Genomic DNA, 25,643 nt, shown 5'->3' on the forward strand with positions numbered 1-25,643 from the left:
GAAAATATGGATCGGGAAGTTTCCCAGATGAGACTTCCCGATCCATCGGCGAATTACTTGAGCAGCATCAGCTTCCGCACATCACTGAACTTTCCGTCTGCCGAAATCTGGTAGAAGTAAATTCCACTCGAAACCGGCACACCGCGATCATCCATACCGTTCCAGCGAATCTGATAGCGACCCGCATTCTGCGCCTCGGAAGCGACCAGCGTCCGAACCACCTGACCCAACACATTGTAAATCTGGAGCGTCACGTCGGCGGACTCGGCCAAATCGTACTTAATGGTCGTATCCGGGTTAAATGGATTGGGGAAGTTCTGGTGCAAAGCGAACTCTCTGGGCGTACTCTGAAGTTCCAGCACACCCGCGACCACCGCCGGATTGGAAAGCTGACCCGGGTCAAAGACCAGACCGTCGGCAATCTCAAACCTGGCGTTATCCTCAAACTCGCGCAACACGCGGAACACGAACCGAACCACATCGCCACCGCCGGAAATCGCCGTGCCATTATACAGACCATTGGCAACGGTAACCTGACCGTCGGCAACCACATGGTGGAACAGCGTCTCTCCACCTGTTGACTTGAGCAGATCCTCATCGGCAGGCGCCACACTCACGAACTCGAACTTATCGGACTCGTAATTGAGCGCGAACCCATAACCGACCAGAGCAGCGACATTGGCAAGCGACACATCGACAGCCACCGTCTCGCCAGCGACCACGCGCTCACTACCCAAACTCAGCGAGAACTCAGCATTCTCGTTTACGCCGGGCAGCAACACGAGCGGCTTCGTCGCCGGACCAACAGCTGTCTTGCCAAAGGACGTGATAAACTCGACGAAGTCAGCGACATTAACCATGCCATCGTCATTGACATCGGCCTGAACATTGTAATTATCATCGCCTTCGCTGCTACCAAACGCAGCAACCAGAGCGAGGAAGTCAGCCACGTCAACTGTCATATTCTCTGCAGAGATGAGATAAACCGGATCGCCGTTTGCATCGACAAACTGCTTGCGCACTGGCTTAGGCGGCGTATCGTCAAAGACAATTGTCAACTCGCCCGTCTCATACAGACCATTCGTAGCCGACACCATCGTCGTACTTGCCACACTCGCGGTAATCATCAACTTGGCAACGCCATCGTCATCGGCTTCCACGGTCCCTGCATCCTCACCGTTCCGGGTAAAGGTCACCATATCGCCAGCATTATAGCCTTCGGCTGCGACCGTGACCGTTATTTCACCGGGATCAGCGGGAATCATAACATCTTTACCCGCCTGATCCTCTTCCATACCGGGCACCCAGAGCGTAAGCATAGGTGTCAAAGGAGCAGAAATCTTGAACTTCGCAGTACTTCTGATGTTCTGGCTTCGGGTATCGCCCTCTTTCAAGGACCCATTCACGACCCTGACCTGAACCGTCTGACTGCGTCTATTGTCAGGTGCGACGAGATCATAAGTCTCGCCATCCTTCCCGATACTCAAGATCAACAGAGCAAAGTCTTCAATAGCGGGAACGCCGATAATTTCGACATCAATGCCATTCTTATATTCAAAGGCACCACTGTCTCCCACTCGGGTATCCAGCACATCCAGGGAGTCGTCGAAATCAGCCGCAAACGCTCTTACCGAGGGGTTGCCATGCCTATCGACCGGGACCACCCGAAGGGTGTAATCGCCCCAAATCTCTTGTGCAGCGCCTTCTACGCCTTCTTCCCAGGCGGTTATATCAAACCCGGCAAAGTCGGCAGCACCAACGTAGAGACTATCGATTGCACTACCAAATCCCACGACTGCTGTATCACCCATACCGGAATCCAGATGCTCGACCATAATCTTGATGAAACCAGTAGCCTTGTTCGACTTGACCGTAACTGTGCGCTTACCAATTCTCCAATCGGCAGCACTCAGCATAGCCTCGCCATCGGGATTATCGGCATCATCTGTCACGCCCGTGCCTTCAAACCACACGGACTCGGCAGCACCACCGTCTGTATCCCAGGCACTGATCCGCGCCATGTTCTTATACGTCAGCGCCATGCGCTTCGTATCAGACCCGGCATCGTAATCTTCAGCCTGAATCGTCAGCATATTTGCCTGACCAGCAATCACAGAGTCCATCCCGGCTTCGAATGTGTACCTGGTCGCTATCGGATTATCGAATTCTGCGTTAAATCGCATACCCGAAGAGGAATCCGCAGGCGTGATATAGATATTACCCGCGAGATCGCGGACAAATATCGTCATATCATAGCTTGTCTCATCCGTTAACTCACCAGAGAAATCGAAGCTATCTTCGCCCTTTGTCGTTACCCCACCACGTTCCTTGATGACATCGGCTCCACCTGTCGCAGTGAACCTGACCGCAATCGAGTCCACGTCTTCCGGCAGTGTAAAGACCGGCGGTGTCGCATCGTTAAACTGGTCCTCTTCAAGCAAACGGTTCTTGGGGAACCAGTCCGTAAGCTTTGGAGGTGCTGCATCGTGCGTAACACCAGAAATCGTCGTCTTGGTTGTGTTACCCAATATATCTGTCGCCAAAACAGCGAGTTCTATGTCTGTACCGGCTATATTCGCGCTCGATGGCACGTAGGCTTTGCCCGGATATTTATCATCATCGCCTTCCCCGTCTTTCTTCGGAGAGCTGAGATCGTACGTTTCATAAGTAACGGTTGAATCCCCTACACTACTCGAAGAAAACTGGTCAGTGATATCCAGGGTATCCGCTCCGACTGCAAAGACCTCGAGCATGGAAAGATCTTCATCCACTTCAACGACCAGAGGATTGAGAAACTCACTATAGCCATGCACATCATCCGATGTATGACCTGTAAAACGCAGGGGATGCGCATGATCATAGATACTGTCGGGATCCGCAGCAGGATACCGGATCGTAACGCCCGGCGAACGAGAGTCAATGGCAAACGTCTTTTTGAAGGCAACACTACTATAGTTGCCCGCCTGATCATTTACCTGTACAAGGACCTCACCCGTCGCTTCATCCGGCTCAAAGAAGACACCTTGCCGTCCTATACCCTCGACATAGTTATCGGTTTTAAATCGGAAGAATCCTTCATTTACCGTCCAGGAGACACGCAATGAATCTGCGGTGGAAGCGATGACCTGAGCAGCACTAAAGTTGACGGTCTTAGCCTGAGGTGCGACATCGCCAGCAGGATATGAGACGCCTCCCATAGCTGTCCCGGAACCATCAACAGGCCGTACCTGAACCCGGACACCAGAGTCTCGGAAAAGAACATTTCCACTAACCTTGATAGCGACGCGAATATCATCGCCAACTGTAGCAGTAATACCCGAGTTCACTTCTTCGTCGTCCCCTGACCCAGATGTAACCCTGACATCAGTAATGGCAGAGTTTGAAGGCGCGAGATTATCAACCTTAAACAACTTCCCGTCACCTCTGTATCTGTTCGCTTCATCCACAAGTGTGGGATTAGAAGGATAAACCGCTTTGTCTGAATCCCTATTTGTGAATGAGTCTGAAGCTTGACCAGAAGTGAACTCAATATGCACATACGCGCCCAGATATTGACCATCCCTCGCCGGATCTGTAGTACCCGAATCATCGCGAGGTCTTATCCTGATCTCAAATCGGATCGTGTCATTGCCGCGCCAGATAACATCACCGCGACTGCGACTTCCCGGTTCCTCAAAAGTAACGGATCCGTTGTCTTCGAGGTTAAAATTTCTCGCGGTTACGGCATCAATCTCATGAGCAGGATCTGAATTATCATGAGCCGTATCGCGCACCGAGGCCTTAATACTCTCAAACTGCGACCAGGGATACGCTACGCTACCGACGCGCATCACATCAACAACGACCTTGTCATTGCCTATGATTGCCCAGCCATTTGCTGCTGGCTTGACCAGGACAACGCGATAACCCTGGAGATCAAAGGCGGATCGAGTTGTTACGGGAATCACGCGCTCACTCGCATTATACATATCCGCCGAGGCAGTCACGGTAATCATCGTACCCTCAGTTGCTGCATCAGCCGCAGTAAGGGTCAGTGTGATTTTTCTCGTGCCATCGGGAGAGTCCTGATCGGGAATGAGGTCAACGTGATCCGCCATAGCTATTGAAACTTCGGCAGACATGGGGTTATTCGGATCCACAGTCACAAAGGCAGCATTGGTATTCGTGGTATTCTGGAACGATCCTAAGGTGGTAGTCAAAGTCGCGACGACCGTACCGTCATCCTCCAATTTATCGAATAGCAAGCCCTTCACCGTCAAAATCACGTTCGTAGCTTCACCCGTAGTCACACTGGGTGGACTGGCAGCAGTGATTGTGAGGTCTCCGATAGCATTATCATCATCCAGGACTGTAATATCTGCAGAGTCTGACATATAACCATCGGCCACAGCACTACCTGTCACCCGGATTTTTCTATTCGTAAGCACATCGTCATCAGACGGATCAAGCGATAGCGTGGTTGATCCAGAGGCAGAACCAGCCGCGATCTCAATCGTGCCTGTAGGCGTGGCCGTCGTAATCTCCTCTGGTGTTCCCGTCATCATGGTAGTCACCATCACCGTCACGGGCCCTGTCCCCTCAGACAATGTCGCGGTTACTACCACATCTCTCGCACGAACATTTTCTCTAATCTCGTCCAGACTGAGAGAGATCATGATGTTTCCAGCAGAGTCACCATCATCGGTTATGGTAAGGTCAGCCATACCCGATTCTCCCCCAGCCGTAGCGGTAATCTGAACCGTTTCGTCATCCGTATCACCGTCTTGCGCTGGATCAATCGAAAAGGTTACAGTGACTGAGCTGGTCATGTTAGCTGGGGCAACGGCGTTTCCGTCAATAACCACCTCGGTATCTTCAAGATCTGCAATGGTGTAATCCCCAGATTCCGCAGTACCCATAGCAGAACGCAAGGCCACATCCACAGTCACAGTAGTACCTGCTCCCACCGCAGAATTCAGGGTAACGGTCACCTCTGCTGTCACGGTAGTTGAACCGTCCGCTTCCATCACGCTACTCGGAGAAAGCGTGATTGTGACCTCTTCCACTTCTCCTTCGCTTATTCCCAGGTTGGCTCTACCCATGTGACCAGCAGCCGCAGCTTCAAGTACAGCCACTTCGCTATCATTATCAGCATCTGCAGCTGGCTGAAAACTAAAGAGTGCCCGCCCTGTGCCACTCATTGCGCCTTCGGAAATATTAACCACAACGTTAAAGGCGGTTATAGCGGCGTAATCCCCATCTTCTGCTGTACCTATATTATCATCGGTCGTAGCGACATCATCATCTGCACCATCAGCATCAGTAATATCGCTCACGGCCACAGTCACTGACATATTCGATTCCGCCATAGCAGCCAGAGTAACGGTCGCCTCTGCGAGCACCGAAGTGGTGGTCCCTTCCTTAAAGTTATCATCAGGAGAAAGGGCGAGCGCAACGCTTGATAAGAGTTCTGTTATGGTCAGGTTAGCTCTAACACTTTGACCAGCATCCGCATTTGCAGCTTGAATTACAACCATTTCGTCATCAGCATCATCAGTATCTGGAGCTGGATCGAACGTAAAGGTTCCTTCCGCTGTGCCACTGGTTGCGTCTGCTTCAACAGTCACTGTGATAGGATCACCAGCGGTAAATGTAAAATCAGCAGCTTCTGCTGTACCTATATTATCAGCAGCTGTCTCCAGATCACCATCAGCACCATCAGGATCAGTAATATCGGTCAGGGTCACAACCACTTCAGTATCTGCTGACGGAGCTTCATTCAGAGTAACCATCACCTCTGCTGTCACGGTCGTTGCATCAGCCGTGTCAACAAAGCTATTCATATCGAGCGAGATCGTAATGCTTGATATGAATTCTTGTATGGTCAGGTTAGCTGTACCAGTTTTTTCATCAGCGTTCTCGCCAGTCGCAGCTTGAATTACAAGCGTTTCGTCATCAGCATCACCAGCACCATCAGGAGCTGGATCAAACGAAAAGGTTCCACTATTTGAGGCACTCATCTCACCAGCTTGAAAAAACACCTCAATGGGAAATGCTGTTATAGCGGCGTAATCCGCAACTTCTGCTGTGCCTATATTATCAGCAGCTGTCTCCAGATCATCATCGGCACCATCAGGATCGGTAATATTGCTCACGGTCACAGTCACTGCCATATTCGATTCCGCCATAGCAGCCAGGGTGACGGTCACCTGTGCTGTCACGTCAGTGGCATCGTCCGTGTCAAAAACGCTATTCGGAGCAAGGGTGATTGAGACAGTTGATACATCTTGTGCATAACTATCTGGCACTCCAAGCCCAAACACCAGCAAGAGAGTTGCCAAAAAGCCAATTGTTTTGTGAAAATTCATCCTTCGACCTCCTAAAAAAAAGTCAGGATCGAGTAAATGATTGTTTACGAACGTTTTGAATCTACTGCGAAACGGCGGGCAACCACAAGGGATTGCCCCTACATTCTCGCGCTGTCCATCGCGTTGTTTAAAGCCGGACCCCGGAACAGGGTGAGAGCCGCGACCTTTGCGACCCAGCGGAGAAGCACTACCAGATTCCAAATTTATATCCCTCCCTTCAACGAACTTGTTTTCATATTCTTTAATTCCTCTAAAAAACAACAGTTTACGAATACTTTATGAACTCGGCATTTTATTCGAGTACCTCCTTCCAAAAACAGCCTAACACACACCAATGCAACATCCTCACAATAGCATTGAGGAGCAATGCGTTAGGAAAAAACAATACCCCTTCTGTTTTGTTTAACGTTTGGTTCATGGGAACTGCTCCACATTAAATATACGACGGGCTAATTATATGCAATCAAAATGGTAGTGTCAAGCGTTTTTTCTTTGATAATGATATGATAATAAAAAAGAAACGCAAAGGCAATCAGAATCAGGATTTACAGGATGAAAGGATGAACAGGATGAAAGGCAAAAGCGAAAAGCAAAAAACATCCGCAGATGACGCAGATGGACACAGATGAAAACGGGTTAAAAGGCAAAATGCAAAGGCGAAACCTTCTGGATCGCGGCTCAAAATCACGCCGCGATGACAACCAACAGCACGGGACGGCAAAGGGGCCGTCCCCTACAACAACACGCCGCGATGACAAAAGACGGGACGGCACTGGAACCGTCCCCTATAATATAATGAATATAAGGCAAGAATAAAAGCAAATAGAATCAGGATTTACAGAGCCTGCACTGAAGTGGTTCTATCCAGTGATGAAAGGATGGACAGGATAAAATCTAAAGACAAAAACAAAACCAACGGCAAAACCTTCTGGATCGCGGCTCAAAATCACGCCGCGATGACAACCAACAGCACGGGACGGCAAAGGGGCCGTCCCCTACAACAACACGCCGCGATGACGGACGGGACGGCACGGGTGGATGGGTCTCAGGTCTGCGTATTGGCAAAGGCATCGGTAACAGCCGCGAAAATGCTATCGGGATCGAGACCGCCGCGTGCCCGCAAATAGTGTTGATCGCCAGACACGCCTTTTGTACTGCCCTCTGGCAGGCTGAACGGCAACAGCGCGGCGCGGTCTCCCGACAATTGCGCCAGACAAGACGCCACGGCTTCGCCCAGGCCGCCGATGGGGCCATGTTCTTCGAGCGTACACAAAAGCGCGCTCCGTCGCGTAGCCGCCGTGACATAAGCCGTATTTAGCGGCTTGAGAAACGGCACACTCGTCACCCCCGCATCGACGCCCTGTTGGGCGAGTTGATCGGCGACCTGCAATGCAGTTTCCAGCATCCCACCCGTACTCAGCAGGACGACATCGTCCCCATCTCGCATCTCGATCACCTCTCCCATCTCAAGCGATGGCACCGCATCGTGCAAAATTGGTTCGCCCGCCTTGCCCAGGCGTAAAAAACCCGGACCCGGATGATTGACCAACGCACGAGTCAATGCGCGAACCTCTAAAGGATCGCCCGGCGCGGCCACCACCATATTCGGCAACGCCCGCATCACCGCCAGATCTTCAACCGCGTGATGGCTGTAGCCCTGGGCGCCATAAGCCACGCCCCCCCCAACGGACACAACAGTAACATTGCAATCGTGATAGCAGACATCATTCCTGATCTGCTCCAGACAACGCAACGTCGGAAAATTTGCAATAGAATAGCAAAACGCGACATAGCCACCCTGCGCCAGCCCGGCTGCAATACCGATCATATTCTGCTCGGCAACCCCCACATTGACAAACCTGTTGGGAAACCGCTCAAAAAAAGGTTCCAGCACAGAATAACCCAGATCCCCACACAACAAAAAGATGCGATCATCCTCATCAGCCAGTTCCAGCAACGTATTAATAAACATCGTCCGCATCATCCACCCCCCACCTCTCGCAGTGCCGCGGCGAGTTGATCGTCGTCGGGATTGCGGTAGTGCCAGAGCAAATCGTCCTCCATAAAACTCACACCCTTGCCCTTCACCGTATGCGCGATCAACGCCAGAGGACGATCCGCACCCGCATCCACACCGTGCAAAGCATCGTCAATAGCGACCAGATCGTGACCGTCAACCTCCAAAACCCGCCAGCCAAAAGCCCGCCACTTATCTGCAAGCGGCTCCAGGTCGAGAACCTCTGCAACCGTGCCAAAACTCTGAATCTTATTATAATCAATTATAACCGTCAAATTGCCGAGCCGATGGTGCGGTGCAAAAAGCGCCGCCTCCCAGATAGACCCCTCGTCGCATTCTCCGTCACTCAGCAAAACAAAGCAGCGGTATGGATCGGACGCCGCGCGCCCGGCCAATGCCATGCCACAGCCAATAGAAAGCCCGTGCCCAAGCGAACCCGTTGACACCTCCACGCCCGGCACACCCAGATGGTTGATATGCCCGGTCAGAGGAGAACCATCCGCGCAATAGCGGTCCAACCACTCGACCGGAAAAAACCCGCGCTCTGCCAGCGCCGCATACAAAATCGCGGTACCGTGCCCCTTGCTCAAAACAAATCGGTCGCGCCCCGGCCAGTCGGGTCTCTGCGGATCAATCCGCAGCGTGCGGCAATACAGCACCGCCAGCAAATCGGCCATCGACAAACAGGTACCGATATGCGAAGCCCCCGCGTGATGTACCATACACAGCGCATGCCGACGAATCCTCGCGGCAAATGTGGCAATGTCTTCAATATTCATAAAAATCTCCCACCCTCCGTCAAAGCACCAGATCAACGCCGATCTTCATCTACAAAGCGAATCCCCGCATTGGGCGGAAAAGGACGCGCGTCGGAACTGGCCCTGAGCATGATCTGCGCGAGATCCTCCCCAAAAACAGGGGTATAGTGTTCCCACTGACGTATTGCCAGATCTTTTTGCTCCCGGCGATAAATCCGCACAGGCCCAAATTTCTTTTCCAGCACATAGGCGGGTATGGAAATGTCCTTTAGAGACACAATGTGACTGACCGAAGTAAGTATCTTGTTTAAATTGGTGCCTATATGCGCCATGCCCGTTTTATGATCATAGAACGGCACTTTTTGGTGTAAATAATAATACCCCGGTGTTGAAACATAAACCATATCGAGTTGCCATACCCCCACCATATCAGGAGCCTGGGCCAGATAACGGTAGGCATCGAAAAGATGAGGCCAGGCGTCTAAAAGCAGATTCTGCTTGTCAATGAAACCGACTTTATGAGACTTTTGCCCAAAGAACGCCGGATACATCCTGTCTTGATACGGCAACCGCTCTAAAATACCGCCCACTGAAACAACGACAAACACCACAGCCGCGCACAGGTACTTGCGGCTCATTGTCAACTGCGCCAAAATATCTGCACCGATCATGAGAAAGAGGGGAATGACGAGAAAAATATAGCGATATTCCTTATGGCCCGGCACCGAATGCAAGATCAGGAGCGCGATCAGCAGTACCAACAGGAACCCGTAGCGACGCACATCCCGCAGAGCCAGTACAACGCACAGCAAACCCGACACTGGCAATCGCCAGCCAAATCAAATATTGGTAACCGGGATGGTTGACGATATTACTGGCAACAAGCGTTTGATATGTATTTTGGTAGCGAAAATAGGAAATATAAGAGTGAAATAACCCGCCGCCCCATGTTACCGCATCAAATACGCCAACCACAATGACAGACGCAACCACAACGATCCCGAACGCCATTTTCTTTTCCGTGCGCAAAAAGAACAAGCCGAGCAGCACAAACGCGATGGGCGCGTATTGTATCCGCAAAGCCGCCAGCAGCACCGTCAAAAATGCCAGCAACCAAATTTTTATCCCAATCTTGTCCGACGAAGGGCGCATACAAACAGCAAGCGCAACCAGCAGGAGTCCGGTTGCCACAAATTCAGCCAGCGGCTTGTGTGCAAAACCGACAAACTCGTACCAAAACGCCCCTGCCAACAGCGCGATCCGCCCCGCAGTCTCGCCAAAATGCTGTCGTGCAAAAAAGTACATCCCCGCCGGAATCAACAGGGAAATCGCACAAAACAGCAATTTGACGCCATCCACATACCACATTGGTTGACCGAGACCGAAGACATCAAACACCATCAACATCCCCGCGATCACCACAGGCAGCAGCAATGGACGCACGCCGTAGAAATACTCCCAGGGAACCAGACCATTGCCAAAAGCGAGGCGATGCCCCTGCTCCAGGAATTGATAGAGTTCGTCGGCATGTAAGAGAAAGTCGCTGTAAAGCGCGATAGCGGCGCGTGCCGCAAACGCCAGCGCCAATATGGGGACGAAATATTTCCAAACAGGTGCATCGGTCCCCTGTGGATGTAGCAGTACATCCGGCAAAGATCGCCAGTTCAAAGCGCGCGTGTGTTCTCGCCTATCCCGGCGCCTACCTCTCCGCGTGCGCTTACCCATGCGCGCTTCCAATCCGACGATCATCCCCGACAATTCGCATATCTCGTCGTCTCGCCATTTATACCTCTTGTTCCCCTTGCGGATCATCCGAAAAATTCACGCGCTCTCGTTCAATCACCAATGGGCGGCGGCGCACCTGGGAATGGATCGCGAGAATATACTCGCCGAGAAGACCCATAAAAAAAAGCTGGAAACCAGCGAAAAAAAACAGAGAAACAGTCAGCAGTGGAATCCCGGGCGGCGCCAACTCTCTATAGTAGATCAAATTGATAATCAACATAATCAAAGCGACCAGTATGCTGAGTGACGCCAGAGAAAACCCGGCGAACAGCGCGATCCGGATGGGCATCATACTAAAAGAAATGAGACCGTTCAACCCGTCTTCGATAAGCGAAGACGCCGATGACTTAGACAAACCGCGCCCTCGCTTCTTCCAGGTATAGGGCACGCCAATCGAATCAAAACCACAATAGGCAATCATCCCTCGCAAATACGGAAAGTGGTCGTCAAAAGCGCGGAGATTCTCCACCACAACGCGGTCAATCAACTGAAACTCCCCGGCATTTTGGGGAATCTCAAAAGGCGACCAGTGGTTGACCAGCTTGTAAAACCACCGGCGCATAGTACGCATCGGCCACGACTCCTCCCGATTGGCGCGAATACCATAGAACACCTTATATCCCGCTTCCCAATGCTGGACAAACGTGGGCAAAAGATCAGGGGGGTCCTGCAGATCAGCAGGCAAAAACGGCACCACAGCATCCCCGCCGACCGCCATCGTGCCATTGAACAGATTGCGAAAAGCCCCAAAATTCCGCGAATTGGCAATCACCCGCACATTGGAATCGGCACTGGCAATAGCGCGCAATCTTTCAAGCGTAGCATCCGTAGAACAATTATCACAAAAAAGGTGTTCATAATCATAATCAGATAGAGGACCTGCAAACAGGGCTTTCACCGTCGCATGGCACTCCGCGACGGTCTCTTCCTCATTGTAGCAAGGCGTGACAATGCCGATTTTTTTTCTCGCCGTCATAGCACATGTCCTCAAACGCGCACAAAATCGGCAATCACTTCCAGCATATAATCGATATGGGCATTATCCAGACCGGGATAAACGCCAATCCAAAAAGTCCGATTCATAACAACATCCGCGTTGTCCAGATCGCCGACAATCCGATATTCCCTGCCACGCATATAGGGTTGATGCACCAGATTGCCGCCAAAGAGAAAGCGAGTACCTATTCGCCGCGCATTTAGATGCCTCACCAGTTCGTCGCGAGAAAAAGGCGCGCCATCGCGCACGGTAAGAGGCAATCCGAACCAGGACGGTTCGCTACCCGGCGTCGCTTCGGGCAAAATAAAATATTCCCGAAACTGCGCGAGACCGCGCAACAACCGTTCCGCATTGTGCTGCCGCTTCTCGAGAAACCCGTCCAGATGAGAAAGCTGTGCCACACCAACAGCAGCCTGCATATCCGTAATCTTCAAATTAAAACCGAGATGTGAGTAAATGTACTTATGGTCAAACCCATACGGCAGATTGCCGAGTTGCCAATCAAACCGGCGACCACAAGTATTGTCCATACCCGGCGCGCAAAAGCAATCCCTGCCCCAGTCGCGAATCGACTCCATAGCCCGGCGCAAAATAGCTCTATTAGTAAAAACAGCACCACCCTCGCCCATCGTAATATGATGCGCCGGATAAAAACTCAGCGTCCCAATAGCCCCAAAAGTACCCACAAGTTGACCGTCATAGCGCGCGCCGAGCGCGTCGCAACAATCTTCAATCACAAACAAATCGTGGCGATTGGCGACCTCCATCACGCGCCCCAGATCAAATGGATTCCCGAGCGTATGCGCCAGCATAATCGCCCTGGTCTTATCAGTAACAGCTTCCTCCAGCCCTGAGGGATCAATATTATAAGTAGGAATATCCACATCGACAAAAACCGGCACCATACCATATAACATGATGGGATTCACCGTCGTCGGAAACCCGGTCGCACACGTAATGACCTCGTCGCCCGCCCGCAATGCGCTATCCTTAAGCAAATGCGACGTCAGGGAAGCGAACGCAACCAGATTGGCAGAAGAACCAGAATTGACAGTAAGCACATGCTTGCGCCCCAGAAAATCGCCAAGCCGCCGCTCGAACTCCGCATTGAACCGCCCCGTCGTAAGCCAGAAATCGAGTGCAGAATCGACGAGCGATACCATATCCTCCCCGCCGTACACCCGTCCCGAAACCGGAACTGGACTGCGCTCGGCATCAAATACACCCGGGGGATGAGCCAACGCGGCATATTCTGCTGTAAGCCTCAGTATCTCGGACCGCAGCGCATCCGCTCTCGACCCGGAATTCTCCGATGAAGACATACGCAACCCCCTAAGTCAACCCCTCAATCAGCGCGGCATCGCGCTCTAACTGCACAAACAAAAAATTCGTCTCAACAGTATCATCCGCAATCGTCTCACAGTGCCGAAGCTGCCCTTCACCAACCGCCCAGCAGTCATAGCCGAGGGCTTTCGTCCATGCAATCACCTCGTTGGGATGGTAGCCAAACGCAGCCGACCACTTGCGGAGAAGCTCCAAAAACAGTACCGGTCGGTCGCGCGCTATAACCCCAGCCCCCCCTTGCAGAACCATCAACTCTGCACCTTCAACATCGCACTTCAAAAGACCGAGCGGAACCCCCGTATTGGCCGGCAGAGACTCGTCGAGCGTCGTCAGACGAACAGTCAACTTGCGACTCATCTCCCCGGGATGCAACTCCCGCAGCGAGGCACCGACATGCCCCGTATCCCGCGGCAAAAAAATTTCGCCCTGACCCGGACGGGCGGCGAGACCCTGCGATATCACAGTTATGCGATCAGAAAAGCCATTGAGCGCGATATTCGCCTTCAACACCGCGGCTGTATCCCCCACCGGTTCATAGGCAATAACCCGTCCACCCCCCATTGCCATCTTAACCGAATACCAGCCTATATTCGCGCCCGCATCAACCGCGAGAGAAGCGCGCCTGGCGCATCGGACAATCACGCGACCGGCAAACCGTTCATAAGCCCCGTGATTGATCGCCTCGGACACAGGCTCTCGAAGATTCTCGGGATTCCAGAAAAATCTCAACCCCGATTTGAGCTGAGCGATCAAACCCGTCTCACCGATCTGTATGGACGCGACCTCGCCCTTAGCCAAAAGCGGCGGATAGGCGCGCAAACGAAGATGGTAATCCCGCATCAACGCCCAGAACTTCTGCCGGTCGAGATCGCCCTGCTCATAAGCCAGCCGCAGATCACAAAGCGCCTGGATATCCAAATCCTTCATCGCAAAGCACCCAAAGACAAACTATCGATAGCGCGTCGAAATCCCGTCCCAATATCAATTGAGGGACGCCATCCAAGCGATCTGAGTCGCCCAACATCTGGACACGACCGCTCGACCTTACTCGGCATATAGGGATCCCCTACTTTCCGGACAGCGCGGATCACCTTCAAACCCTTCTCGGGATAAAGCGCAGTCAGTATCTCCGCCAATTCTGCAATCGAAACTTCGCAATCGGGATTGCCGAGATTATATGCCGTCCCGGACTCACCGCACAACAAAATGCGGAAAAACCCCTCGGTTGCATCCCCCAAATAACAAAATGACCGACGCGCCGTACCCGCGCTCAGAAGTTCAATATCGCGGCCCTGCACAACGGAGGCGGCAAAATCCGCGAACACGCGTCCATCATCAAACCGCATACCCGGTCCATAAACATGGAAAGGCCGCACAATCGAAGCCGCAACCCCGAACTGCCGGTGATAGGCAATGCACAGCGCCTCGCCCAAACGCTTCGACTCGGCGTAACAGTTGCGCGGATCAATCGAATCCAGCACACCCACATCGGACTCCCGCGTCGGAATCATAGTCTCCGGCAGATCGCCGTATATCTCCGACGAACTAAAAAACAAAAAACCCTTTGCATCGACATCTGCGGCGCGCTCAAGAAGGTGTTCAGTACCCACCGTATTGGGACCTATAGTACCGACCGGATCGTCCCGGTAGTATTTGGGACTTGCCGGACTCGCCGCGTGAATAACAAAATCAGGCCGCATATCGACGGGCAACCGCGTACAAACATCCTGCACCAGAAGCGTAAAATTGGGATCCTGCAAATGACGTCCAAATTTGGCACGCGCGCGGTCTTCCGACCGCACCAGAGCAACAACCCGCGGCGGATCATTCCCTATGAGCGCCGGACAGTGCCGAAGCGCCATCACAACCTCGACGAGATAAGCGGGCAAAAAACCAGTCGCCCCCGTAATCAGCACCGAGCACCCTGCCAAACGGCGCCACTCGAGACCGGAAGATATAATCCGGGCTATATCGCCCGCAATAATGGGATCCGGGTGGATCGCTATACTGGAATCGCTAACATTCATAAGCGCCACTAAAATTCACCATGGACCTCATCAAAAGGCATTGCTCGAGTTTCCATATAAACACGGACCTGTTCACGGGTCACGCCCCTCATATCCGCGCCCCTCAAGTGCGCCCTGTACCAATCAACCGTCATCTTCAAAGTCGTCGTCAGATCCAGCCGCGGACACCAGTCCAGCATCGTCATCGCCTTTGCACTATCGATGGACAACAACCGCGTCTCGGGCGGATAATCCCGACAGTCAACCCTGTACTGCGCCCCATCTCCCCACAACTCTGCCACAGCATCGACGACCTCTTGCACAGACCGCGCATTGCCCGGCAGCGGACCAAAATTAAACGCATCGGCCTGCCTTGCCTCGCCATTCAGCAACCGCTCCGCCAGAGCGATATACCCACCGAGCGGCTCCAGCACATGCTGCCAGGGACGCACCGCATGGGGCGCGCGAATCAACAACACCTCCCCCGCCCCAAAAGCGCGCACAGCATCGGGCATCAACCGATCTCGCGCCCAATCTCCACCACCAATCACATTTCCCGCCCGCGCCGTAGCAATCAGCAAATCCCGCTTATCCCGCCCGGTAAAAGACCGTCGATAAGCCTGCGCCAACAACTCGGCACACGCCTTGCTGCTGCTATATGGATCGTCCCCCCCCAGCCGATCATTTTCCCGATACCCCCAAACCCATTCCCTGCTCTCGTAACACTTATCCGTCGTCACCACAACCACCGCCCGCACACGCTCGCACTCGCGAGCCGCCTCCAGAACGTGTGCCGTACCCATAACATTCGTCGAATACGTCCCAATGGGATCTGCATAGCCGCGTTGCACCAGCGGCTGAGCCGCAAGGTGGAACACGACCTCTGCCTCGCTGCGAGACAGGGCTTCGCGTAGCGCGGGCAGATCCCGAACATCGGCTATTGTACTATCGACAATGCGATCAATACCCGCAGCCGCAAACAAATTTGGCTCAGACTCCGGCAACAGGCCATAACCAGAGACACGCGCCCCCACCTCGTGCAACCACAAACTCAGCCATCCGCCCTTAAATCCGGTATGCCCGGTCACAAAAACCCGCCTCCCCTGCCATACATTCATCAAACCGCCCCTTTCCAGGTCGCCCAGGGCGGATTCCCGTTATCCCACAACTGTTCCAGACTGAGCTTGTCCCGAGGCGTATCCATGCAGTGCCAGAACCCCTCGTGAAGATAGGCAGCCAGTTCGCCTTCCGCGGCCAGATGCTGCATAGGGAAGTGCTCCCATACCACATCATCGCCGTCAATGAGATCGAAAACATCGGGAGACAGAACGAAAAAACCACCGTTGACCCATCCGCCTTCGTCCGGTGGTTTCTCTTCAAAATGCGACACGAGATGCCCATCCAACTCTATCGTTCCAAAACGCGCGATAGGCCGCACAGCCGTAACCGTCGCCATTTTCCCGTGCGACAGGTGAAAATCAATCACCCGCCCAATATCCAGATCCGTGACCGCATCGCCATAAGTCATGCAGAAAGTCTCATCCCCGATATAGTCGCGCACGCGCCTGATCCGCCCCCCCGTCTGCGTATCCAGCCCGGTATCGGCAAGCGTCACGCGCCATGGCTCCACCTGATCTTTGCCGTAATCGACCTTGCCACTGGCAAGATCGACAAAAACATCGGAAACATAGCTGCGGTAATTGAGAAAATATTGCTTGATCACATCGCCCTTGTATCCCAGGCACACAATAAAATCGGACACCCCGTGCTGCTGGTATATTTTCATAATATGCCAGAGCATAGGCTGCCCGCCGATTTCGACCATCGGCTTTGGCCTGGTCGTCGTTTCTTCCGCCAGACGCGTACCCAGGCCACCAGCCAGAATAACTGCCTTCATCTTTGGTCACTCCCATTGTCTGTCAGACATTTATTTTTTCTTCTTGCACCTGCACAACATAGACAAATAATTTATACTTGTCATCCCAAATATCCCCACTCACACCTCTACTATAGCGCGGATGCCGCTGTCGAGACAGGTTACGATTAGCCAAGAATCACCTCTCCCCGTGCGAATCGCGACGCGTCCTTCTCGTCTTCCTTCTTCTTGCCATTTCAGCTCCGTATGAAGAAGAGGAAAACGGCACGGGGACAGTAATAGGGGCGGGGACTGGTTGGGAGACACATCCAGCGGTCAGATAGAAAAACCTTCTGGATCGCGGCTAAAACATTGCCGCGATGACAGGCGGGAGCCTGGTCTATTTGGGGAGATTCATCAAAATGGTAATTGACGTGCCGAAAATGGCGATCAGAATGGTCAGGAGAAGTCCAATAATCCATTTCAAATGGCTGGCCATGCGCCCTTCCATATTGTCCAAGCGCATATCCATATTGTCCAGACGATTATTCAGACTGTTCATACGACCTTCCAGGCTGGTCAATCGCTGCACAATTTGATCGACAATCCCTTCTATTCGACTCAGGAGCGTATCGATATCGGCCATCCTGCTTTCTGCTGTGGGAAGCTGCATGGGGTGTCCTACCATTTTTGAATGCTATGTTATAAGGAACCATCCCTGCGGTTATCAATGAATATAAGGCAAAAAGCCTGCCCCTGCATGGTTTTGAGCAGGGGGCAAAATTAGAACACATCTGCAAGTGGCAATTGCCACCCGGGCACGACATCGCCGCCATCAATTTATGAGTTCATAGCGATAGCCATTGTGCGGCATCACCAGAAGCTCATCGGCTGTCATGGTGGCAACGGTTTGTAGGGCCATACCTGAACCTGTTGTGTTTGGGAAAAAATAACTGTCTCACTTATTTCAATCCGACCTCAATATATTATAGGGACAACCGCGTCACCCATCCAACACTTGCTCAAATGCCTCAAGACTGGACACCTGGATCGCTGCACGGTGCAACGGCTTCAGGCGTTGCAAATCGTCAATCGCGGCAATGCGAGCAGATAAGGGATGTGCTTCACTCAGATCAAATCGAATCTCCAACACGTCGAGGATCGCTTCGATCATGCTTCTTCTTTCACCTTGCTCAATACCTTGCTCAATACCCAATTGCTTAATGTATTGTGCAGACAACGATTCGCGCATAATGGCATCCATAAGACCCTCCTGTAATAGAATACGATTGATCAGTATCGGATCATACTCTAACCCACTCAATATCATCAACCTGCCCAAAAAGTCAATCTTTATTGATTCATCCACCGGCAAAGCATTCGTCGCGTCAACACAGTGATGCAACCACGCCTCTGAATCTATGCCAGACGGACGCTTCATCAACGGCACGAACGGAAACAATCCCGAAGGTCCGCCATCTATAATATCCTGTCCTTCTATCTCACTCAGCCGAATCACTGTGTATTCTATCAAAACACGACGGCCGAGAAAATCCTGGACATAATACCCTGGATCGCGCCGACCCGCACTGCGCCGCAAGTAGATCACACTCGAAGAAACCGGCAGGCCGTGCTGCTCCATCGCACGTATAATATAGCCCGCCATGCGGAGCGGCATAGATGCATCGTCAGTCGTTTGAAACTCGTGATGCACCAATGCCTCCTGACCAGCGATCTGAACGCGGATGAGGCTATCGGCGTATCGTGTATCAACCATGCTTTGCTCTGTGTCGAGGATGTCGAGGACTTCTATATCGTCCTGTTCAAGTGTGAGTCGGATAAAGTCTTTGGGATAGGTCTGGATGAGATCTTTGGAGACGGTGTCATATTCGGCCATGTGAGATGCCCTGAGTCTGATGGATGAGTTTTACACGCAACAGTCAGACCCTGAGCAAATATTGAGCCAACGTCACAGAATTGAACGATAAATCGTATGGACAGAAGCTCAAGTACCCTCATCATGCTATTAATATACTGTAACCTGAATGTAGGGATCGCCTGTGGAGGCACATACACATGGAACGCACTGGGAGGTAAAAGTGTACGTTTTGATCCAGGGAGGATGGGAATCGTGAAAAATATGTACCTTTATCTCAATGCTGGATCGCACGGGACGGCACAGGGGCCGTCCCCTACAATATTATTATAATGCGCGCGATCATTTTTCAATACTGTGTTCGAGCCTGCCGATCTCGTCGCGCAGCCTGGCGGCTTCTTCGTACTCTTCCAGCGCGACCGCCTCTTGCAAACGCGCCTTGAGCGCATCTACCTGCTGCGTCACCTGATCGGGCGCCTCCTCAGCGGGTTCATCCTCTGCGACAGACGCAACAATCGCAGCAATATTATCTTCACCGTCCTCAATGGGCACATCTTGCTTGACCGACAGCCCCGCCTCCTCAATCACCTGGTCCGCCACAAAAACCGGCGCATCAACGCGCAACGCCAATGCCAGCGCATCGCTCGGGCGCGAATCAATAACAATCGACTCCCCATCGCGGACAAGTGTAATCTCGGCAAAAAACGTCTCGTCTTTCAACGCACTGACCAGCACTTGCTCGACGCGTACATCGAACCCATCCATAATGGCACACAACAAATCATACGCAATAGGACGCGGCGGCGGCTCATCGTGAAGCACCAGAGAAATCGCAACCGCCTCAAAATTGCCAATTGCAATGGGCAAAAAAACCTTCTGGTCCTTATCCTTTAACCAGACCAGCGGATGATTGCTATTGGGTTCAAGCTGCACGGCAATCACTTCCATTTCTGTCATGTGAGGAATCCTTATATGAATTAAAAAATAGTCAGAAGCGGTGTAAAACTGGTCGCACTCCAGTTCATCAGAGCCTGCACTGGAGTGGTTCTATCCAGTGATGGGGGGACGCGAAAGGTCAGGCAATGCTTAGCATCTCGGGTACTGGCAGTGGCCTACGGTCTCGCTCGTATAATTCAATGGTATCTTCGACAATGCGACACAGTTCCGAGAACACCTCTTGCTCGTCATCGCCGTGACATCCACCATAAAATAGCCCCGGACATCTTCCAACATAGCACTGATCCTCTTCCGACCAGGCCACTATTTTCGCGTAACGGGCACTTTTTTTCATCTTTTTGATACCTCATAAGATCCATAATATAAGGTCAGATGATGTCCGTGTACAAATCCCGCCATCCCGGATTATTCTTTTCTATCAATGCAAGCTTCCATACCCGTTTCCATTTCTTCACCCTCTTCTCCTTCATGATGGCACTTTGCATTGTTTCATGAACTTCATACCAAACCAATGTATGTATGCCATAACACTTCGTGAATCCTTCTACCAGATTGTTTTTGTGCTGCCAAACTCGTTGGACAAGATTCGAGGTAACGCCGGTGTACAGGGTTCCGTTGCGTTTGCTCGCCATTATATATACGCAAGGTTGGTTCATTCCTTAAATATTCTGGATCGCGGCTCAAGCATGTCCCCCGTATTAAAGCACTACGGGGCAGGCTCTGCATGATTTTGAGCAGGGAACCATACCGCGATGACGAATGCCTCCGCATAGGCAATGATTCTATATGGCAGGCATTGCGGTGCAGGCTTTGCCCGACACCTCTGGATTAATGAATTCATTAAAAATAATGAAGTATAAACAGACAAAAAGCAAGCGGAAATAGTCTGTCCCCTTTATTAACACCTCAAGGGACAGATAAAACCTTCTGGATCGCGGCTCAAAACCATACCGCGATGACGGCTTTGTTGATGACCTTTCTCTCTTCTCTTTGCAGATAAAACCTTCTGGATCGCGGCTCAAGCATGTCCCCCGTATTAAAGCACTACGGGGCAGGCTCTGCATGATTTTGAGCAGGGAACCATACCGCGATGACGGCGGTACACACTTCTCCCTTCATACTTCTCCCTTCTCTTGACAGCCCGCGCGTCGCATCGTATCATTAAACCCGTATTCGCGCAACCCATAACCTCAGGAGAATCACTATGTCCTCCCCCTGCTGCGGTGCGAGCAGACCTGTCTCATCCAAAAAAAGAAAAACGCGCAAACAAAAAACGCGGCGCAGAAGTGATACATCCCTCAAAGGCATGGTACGCCTCTCGGGCGGCACCTTTCTCATGGGAACCGATGGCAACGAAGGCTTTGCAGAAGACGGCGAAGGACCCGTGCGCGAAGTCACAGTTGATCCCTTTTACCTCGATGAGTGTGCCGTCACCAACGCCGACTTTGCCAAATTCGTCCGCGCAACCGCGTACAAAACCGAAGCCGAACGCTTTGGCTGGTCCTTTGTCTTCCACCTCTTTGTCCCCCCCAACACCGCCTCGCACATCTCGCAAACCGTCGTCGATACCCCCTGGTGGTTTGCAGTTGACAGCGCCTGCTGGCACCGCCCCGAAGGACCCGGCACAAATATCAACAACCGCTGGCATCACCCCGCGATCCACATCTCGTGGAACGACGCGGTCGCCTATTGCAACTGGGCGGGAAAACGCCTGCCCACAGAAGCCGAATGGGAATTTGCCGCACGGGGCGGCTTAAAAAGCATGCGCTACCCCTGGGGCGACGACCTCGAACCCAATGGCAAACACATGTGCAACATCTGGCAGGGCACATTCCCCGAACAAAACACCCGGGCAGACGGATACATCAGCACCGCACCCGTCACATCCTTCCCTCCCAACAACTACGGCATCTACAACATCTCGGGCAACGTCTGGGAATGGTGCAGCGACTGGTTCAGCCCCACCTTCCACCTCAAAAGCACCGCAAAGAACCCCACGGGTCCCCCCATCGGACAGGCGAAAAGCATGCGCGGCGGCTCCTATTTGTGTCACGACTCCTACTGCAACCGATACCGCGTGGCTGCCCGCAGCGCAAACACGCCGGACAGCTCCACGGGCAATTTGGGGTTTCGGTGTGCGCGAAATGCATGAAAAGAAAAAACGCGAATAATTTGAGCGTTTTACACAGATGAACACAGATAAACACGGATAAAAGGCAAAACCTCTGGATCGCGGCTCAACACCATGCCGCGATGACAATCAAAACCAACAGCTAAAAACCATGAATAAAAAAACGGAGGACGCGAAAACGTCCTCCGTTTTTTTATTATCTACAATTGTGCGCGAAATCAGATTAGAACATACTCAAAACAAGCCCGACATTCACAGTCGCGTATTTCCGAGTCGCTGAATCGCCCAAACAATCTTTATCAAACACGGAATTGAACTTCACACCCGCCTGGAAACCGTACTTGGGAGACTCCAGAGGCTGGTACCTAACACCGACACCCAAATACGCAACAGTCCTGGCACCATCAAGTGAGTATCCCGCGCCCTGCCTGCCCACCCCAACAGAAACATATTGCGGGATGGGACACGCCGCATTGAAATTTTGTGCCACATAAACAGAACCGGCCCACGTCGTCGTCTCCAGTCCGGGAGCCATCCCAACATCCACACCAATCGCAGTCGCATTATTTAACCAATAGGCACCTTGAATACCCCCACTCAAGTTCGACAGATCTCCCAGATAGGTCCCCGTCCCCGTATAATCAAAAACAACTGGACGTGCAACACCTATATAGGGTACAACATCAACCACGCCTGCCCTATCGAACCGGATATCTCTGGCAGAAGAAACAGAAACATCAGCCATCACACTCGCAACGACAAATAACAGCAAAAAAATTGCCCTGAACCCCTGCTTTGCACCCATGACCTTCTCCTTATAATATTATAACCCCTACTCTCTAACCACCCAAACCTTCACAGACACCACAACCCCTGCATAAAGTCGGATGGGCACATCATATACCCCCAGTGCTCGAATTGGCTCTTCGAGTTCTATATCCCGACGATCAATATCGAACCCCAGGTCACTGAGCGCGACTGCAATTTGCTGTGCTGTCACCGATCCAAAAATGCGATCCTCTTCGCCTGCCTTGACAGCCACATTGCACGAAACCTCTTTCAGAGCCTCTGCCAGAGACTCGGCATCGCGCGTTTCACGGGCTTGTTGGGCTTCGCGTTGCTGGCGCACCTTCTCGTACACCGCCATATTGCGCTCATTTGCAATCAACGCCACCGAGCGCGGCAGCAAAAAATTTCGCGCGTACCCATCCTTCACCTCCACCACATCGCCAGCATTGCCCAGCGTATCCACATCTGCTGTAAGAATAATTTTCATCGTGTAATCCTATCTCACCGAACCGAATCATTCACATAAGGCATAAGCGCGAGAAAGCGGGCGCGCTTAATCGCGCGCACCAATGCGCGCTGCCCCTTTGCACACGTACCCGTCATACGCCGCGGAACAATTTTCCCGCGCTCTGTAACAAACCGGCGCAACAAACGATCATTCTTATAGTGAACATCCAAACGGTGTGCTTTAAAATGGCAGGCCCTTGAATGCCCCTCGCAAATATGGCAAATTTTCAAACGTCCTCTATTCATCGCCGTCCTCCTCTACTGAAACCGCTTCAGCATCCTCTTCTTCCTCCATCTGAGGAGGAATATCAGTCTGAAGAATCAGATGCCGCAAAACATCCTCATCCAAACGGCACGCCCGCTCGACATCTGCAATCGCGCCCGGATCGGCCTGAAAATAAAAAAATGTATAGTCGCCCTGCTGCCGCTTTTGAATCTCATAAGCGAGCCTGCGCACGCCCCAGCGGTCAACATTGACCACCGCAGCGCCCTGATCGGCGAGCAACGACGCATAGCGATCGATCGTCGCGTCCGCATCGACCTGCGTATCGACAATCAAAGCCATCTCGTAATCTCGTGACATAACTATCCCCCATGGACGTGTGGTTCAGAAAACCGTGTTCTGAACGGGGTTGGAAAAAAAAGCGCGAACCTTCTATAAAGACAACCTTAAAACAAAATCCTGGATTGCGGCTTAAGCATGTCCCGTAGTGACTCTATACGGGACCATGCCGCAATGACAATAGCAGCCTGCCCCGTAATGCTCTTATACGGGGTCACGCCAGCAAAGGTGCCAGCATCAGTGAAACCACCGACATCAACTTAATCAAAATATTCAACGCGGGGCCAGACGTATCTTTTAAGGGATCGCCAACCGTATCGCCAACCACGGCTGCCTTGTGAGCCTCGGACCCCTTACCGCCCAAATTGCCCCCCTCAATCAACTTCTTCGCATTATCCAGCGCACCCCCGCTATTCGCCATCATCAGCGCCAGCAACACACCCGACACCGTCGCCCCCGCCAGCATACCGCCCAGCGCCTCTGCCCCCAGAAAAAAGCCAACCAGCACCGGCGTCAACACAGCCACCAGACCGGGCACCACCATCTCGCGCAAAGCCGCCACAGAACTGATATCCACACAGCGGCGCGTATCCGGCTTGCCCGTCCCCTCCATCAGCCCTGGAATCTCGCGGAACTGCCGACGCACCTCTTCAACCATCTTAAACGCCGCATTGCCCACACTCGTCATCGTCAGTGCCGCCACGCAAAAAGGCACACCACCGCCCAAAAACAGACCAATCACAACCAGGGGCTTGGTCAAATTAATAGAATCGATCCCCACAGCCGCCGAATACGCGGAAAACAGCGCCAGCGCAGTCAGCGCAGCAGAACCAATCGCAAATCCCTTACCAATCGCCGCCGTCGTATTCCCGAGCGAGTCCAGCTCATCCGTAATTTCTCGCGTCTCCGGACCCAAATGGGCCATCTCGGAAATACCGCCCGCATTATCGGCAATTGGACCATAAGCATCCACCGCCATCGTAACGCCCACAGTCGATAACATACCCACAGCGGCAATGCCAATACCGTACAATCCCGCAAAGTGAAACGACCCTGCAATAGCAACACAAATCCCCAAAATCGGCAACGTCGTACTCTCCATCCCCACCGCCAGACCCGCGATCATATTGGTCGCCGATCCCGTCTCCGAAGAATGGGCAATGCGCTTAACAGGTGCCCCGCCCGTGTAGTACTCCGTCATCAGCGCAATGGCAATACCGACGAGACAACCAAAGAGAATAGCCCAAAACACCCCGCGAGCCAAACCGAGATATTCCGCGGCAAAAAAAGAACCAACAAGCATCAAAAGAGCGGAAATATACGTGGCGTAGCGCAGCGCTGCATCTGGACTTAAAGACTGCAAAACGCGAATAGACCCCACGCCGATCATCGACGCCAACAAACCGATCATAACCACGACAAGCGGATATTGCATCGCCGCGACCCGCACCATGTCCGAATCGCCTCCCAACGTGACCAATGCCGCGCCACCAGCCGTTGCCGCAATCGCAATCGTCGCAATAATAGACCCCACATAAGACTCAAAAATATCCGCACCCATCCCCGCCACATCGCCCACATTATCGCCCACATGGTCTGCAATAACAGCTGGGTTTCTCGGATCGTCCTCCGGTATCCCGGCCTCCACCTTACCCACCAGATCCGCCCCCACATCTGCCGTCTTGGTATTAATCTGTAGCTTATAAACATCT

General features: G+C 52.5%; 22 protein-coding genes. 1 reads left to right on the forward strand and 21 read right to left on the reverse strand.

Annotated elements, in window-relative coordinates:
• Window positions 1-53: 53 nt before the first annotated feature.
• The 16 genes from F4Y39_11750 to F4Y39_11825 all read right to left on the reverse strand — a co-directional run bounded on the left by F4Y39_11750 (window position 54) and on the right by F4Y39_11825 (window position 20,598).
• Entirely contained in the window at window positions 54-6,347 is a 6,294-nt protein-coding gene (locus tag F4Y39_11750; GenBank protein ID MYC14391.1) for a T9SS type A sorting domain-containing protein, read from the reverse strand.
• A 1,045-nt stretch (window positions 6,348-7,392) separates the two neighbouring features.
• Entirely contained in the window at window positions 7,393-8,328 is a 936-nt protein-coding gene (locus F4Y39_11755; GenBank protein ID MYC14392.1) for a transketolase, read from the reverse strand.
• A complete protein-coding gene (locus F4Y39_11760) occupies window positions 8,328-9,143 on the reverse strand; it encodes a transketolase (protein MYC14393.1) in 816 nt (271 codons plus the stop codon). The genes F4Y39_11755 and F4Y39_11760 overlap by 1 nt, the downstream gene beginning before the upstream one ends.
• 32 nt (window positions 9,144-9,175) lie before the next feature.
• Complete coding sequence (locus tag F4Y39_11765) at window positions 9,176-9,949, reverse strand: hypothetical protein (GenBank protein MYC14394.1); 774 nt, start codon at window positions 9,947-9,949, stop codon at window positions 9,176-9,178.
• The gene (locus F4Y39_11770) at window positions 9,834-10,934 is read right to left on the reverse strand and encodes a hypothetical protein (protein ID MYC14395.1); all 1,101 of its coding nucleotides are present in this window, start codon (window positions 10,932-10,934) and stop codon (window positions 9,834-9,836) included. Before F4Y39_11770 ends, F4Y39_11765 begins: the two co-directional genes overlap by 116 nt.
• Window positions 10,906-11,883: a glycosyltransferase family 2 protein gene (locus F4Y39_11775; protein ID MYC14396.1), complete on the reverse strand. Its 978-nt coding sequence runs from the start codon at window positions 11,881-11,883 to the stop codon at window positions 10,906-10,908. Before F4Y39_11775 ends, F4Y39_11770 begins: the two co-directional genes overlap by 29 nt.
• A gap of 11 nt (window positions 11,884-11,894) precedes the next feature.
• Window positions 11,895-13,226, reverse strand: a complete 1,332-nt coding sequence (gene rfbH, locus F4Y39_11780) for a lipopolysaccharide biosynthesis protein RfbH (protein MYC14397.1) — start codon at window positions 13,224-13,226, stop codon at window positions 11,895-11,897.
• 10 nt (window positions 13,227-13,236) lie between these two features.
• A complete protein-coding gene (locus tag F4Y39_11785) occupies window positions 13,237-14,175 on the reverse strand; it encodes an FkbM family methyltransferase (protein MYC14398.1) in 939 nt (312 codons plus the stop codon).
• Window positions 14,172-15,275 carry an NAD-dependent epimerase/dehydratase family protein gene (locus F4Y39_11790; GenBank protein ID MYC14399.1) on the reverse strand — a complete coding sequence of 368 codons (1,104 nt, stop codon included), beginning with the start codon at window positions 15,273-15,275 and terminating at the stop codon, window positions 14,172-14,174. The genes F4Y39_11785 and F4Y39_11790 overlap by 4 nt, the downstream gene beginning before the upstream one ends.
• Before the next feature lie 8 nt (window positions 15,276-15,283).
• Window positions 15,284-16,372, reverse strand: coding sequence for a CDP-glucose 4,6-dehydratase (rfbG, locus tag F4Y39_11795; protein ID MYC14400.1), 1,089 nt, complete (start codon window positions 16,370-16,372; stop codon window positions 15,284-15,286).
• Entirely contained in the window at window positions 16,372-17,151 is a 780-nt protein-coding gene (rfbF, locus tag F4Y39_11800) for a glucose-1-phosphate cytidylyltransferase (GenBank protein MYC14401.1), read from the reverse strand. The genes rfbG and rfbF overlap by 1 nt, the downstream gene beginning before the upstream one ends.
• Before the next feature lie 358 nt (window positions 17,152-17,509).
• Entirely contained in the window at window positions 17,510-17,782 is a 273-nt protein-coding gene (locus tag F4Y39_11805; protein ID MYC14402.1) for a hypothetical protein, read from the reverse strand.
• Between the two features lie 330 nt (window positions 17,783-18,112).
• Complete coding sequence (locus F4Y39_11810; protein ID MYC14403.1) at window positions 18,113-19,006, reverse strand: Rpn family recombination-promoting nuclease/putative transposase; 894 nt, start codon at window positions 19,004-19,006, stop codon at window positions 18,113-18,115.
• Window positions 19,007-19,327: 321 nt separating this feature from the next.
• Window positions 19,328-19,942 carry a hypothetical protein gene (locus tag F4Y39_11815; GenBank protein MYC14404.1) on the reverse strand — a complete coding sequence of 205 codons (615 nt, stop codon included), beginning with the start codon at window positions 19,940-19,942 and terminating at the stop codon, window positions 19,328-19,330.
• Between the two features lie 118 nt (window positions 19,943-20,060).
• Entirely contained in the window at window positions 20,061-20,276 is a 216-nt protein-coding gene (locus F4Y39_11820) for a hypothetical protein (protein ID MYC14405.1), read from the reverse strand.
• A 34-nt stretch (window positions 20,277-20,310) separates the two neighbouring features.
• The gene (locus tag F4Y39_11825; protein MYC14406.1) at window positions 20,311-20,598 is read right to left on the reverse strand and encodes a GIY-YIG nuclease family protein; all 288 of its coding nucleotides are present in this window, start codon (window positions 20,596-20,598) and stop codon (window positions 20,311-20,313) included.
• Window positions 20,599-21,146: 548 nt separating this feature from the next.
• Here F4Y39_11825 and F4Y39_11830 point away from each other — a divergent pair.
• Window positions 21,147-22,094 carry a formylglycine-generating enzyme family protein gene (locus F4Y39_11830; GenBank protein ID MYC14407.1) on the forward strand — a complete coding sequence of 316 codons (948 nt, stop codon included), beginning with the start codon at window positions 21,147-21,149 and terminating at the stop codon, window positions 22,092-22,094.
• Window positions 22,095-22,296: 202 nt separating this feature from the next.
• On the opposite strand, the gene F4Y39_11835 is transcribed toward F4Y39_11830, so the two are convergent.
• The 5 genes from F4Y39_11835 to F4Y39_11855 form a co-directional block, all read right to left on the reverse strand.
• Window positions 22,297-22,878, reverse strand: a complete 582-nt coding sequence (locus F4Y39_11835; protein ID MYC14408.1) for a hypothetical protein — start codon at window positions 22,876-22,878, stop codon at window positions 22,297-22,299.
• Between the two features lie 27 nt (window positions 22,879-22,905).
• Window positions 22,906-23,349, reverse strand: a complete 444-nt coding sequence (locus F4Y39_11840; GenBank protein ID MYC14409.1) for a 50S ribosomal protein L9 — start codon at window positions 23,347-23,349, stop codon at window positions 22,906-22,908.
• 14 nt (window positions 23,350-23,363) lie between these two features.
• Entirely contained in the window at window positions 23,364-23,615 is a 252-nt protein-coding gene (gene rpsR / locus F4Y39_11845) for a 30S ribosomal protein S18 (protein MYC14410.1), read from the reverse strand.
• A complete protein-coding gene (rpsF, locus tag F4Y39_11850; protein MYC14411.1) occupies window positions 23,608-23,952 on the reverse strand; it encodes a 30S ribosomal protein S6 in 345 nt (114 codons plus the stop codon). The genes rpsR and rpsF overlap by 8 nt, the downstream gene beginning before the upstream one ends.
• Window positions 23,953-24,145: 193 nt before the next feature.
• Window positions 24,146-25,643: sodium-translocating pyrophosphatase (locus F4Y39_11855; GenBank protein MYC14412.1), on the reverse strand; the 1,498-nt coding region annotated here is incomplete at its 5' end.

It is taken from the genome of Gemmatimonadota bacterium (assembly GCA_009838845.1).
In the GTDB taxonomy this organism is placed as follows: Bacteria; Latescibacterota; UBA2968; order UBA2968; family UBA2968; genus VXRD01.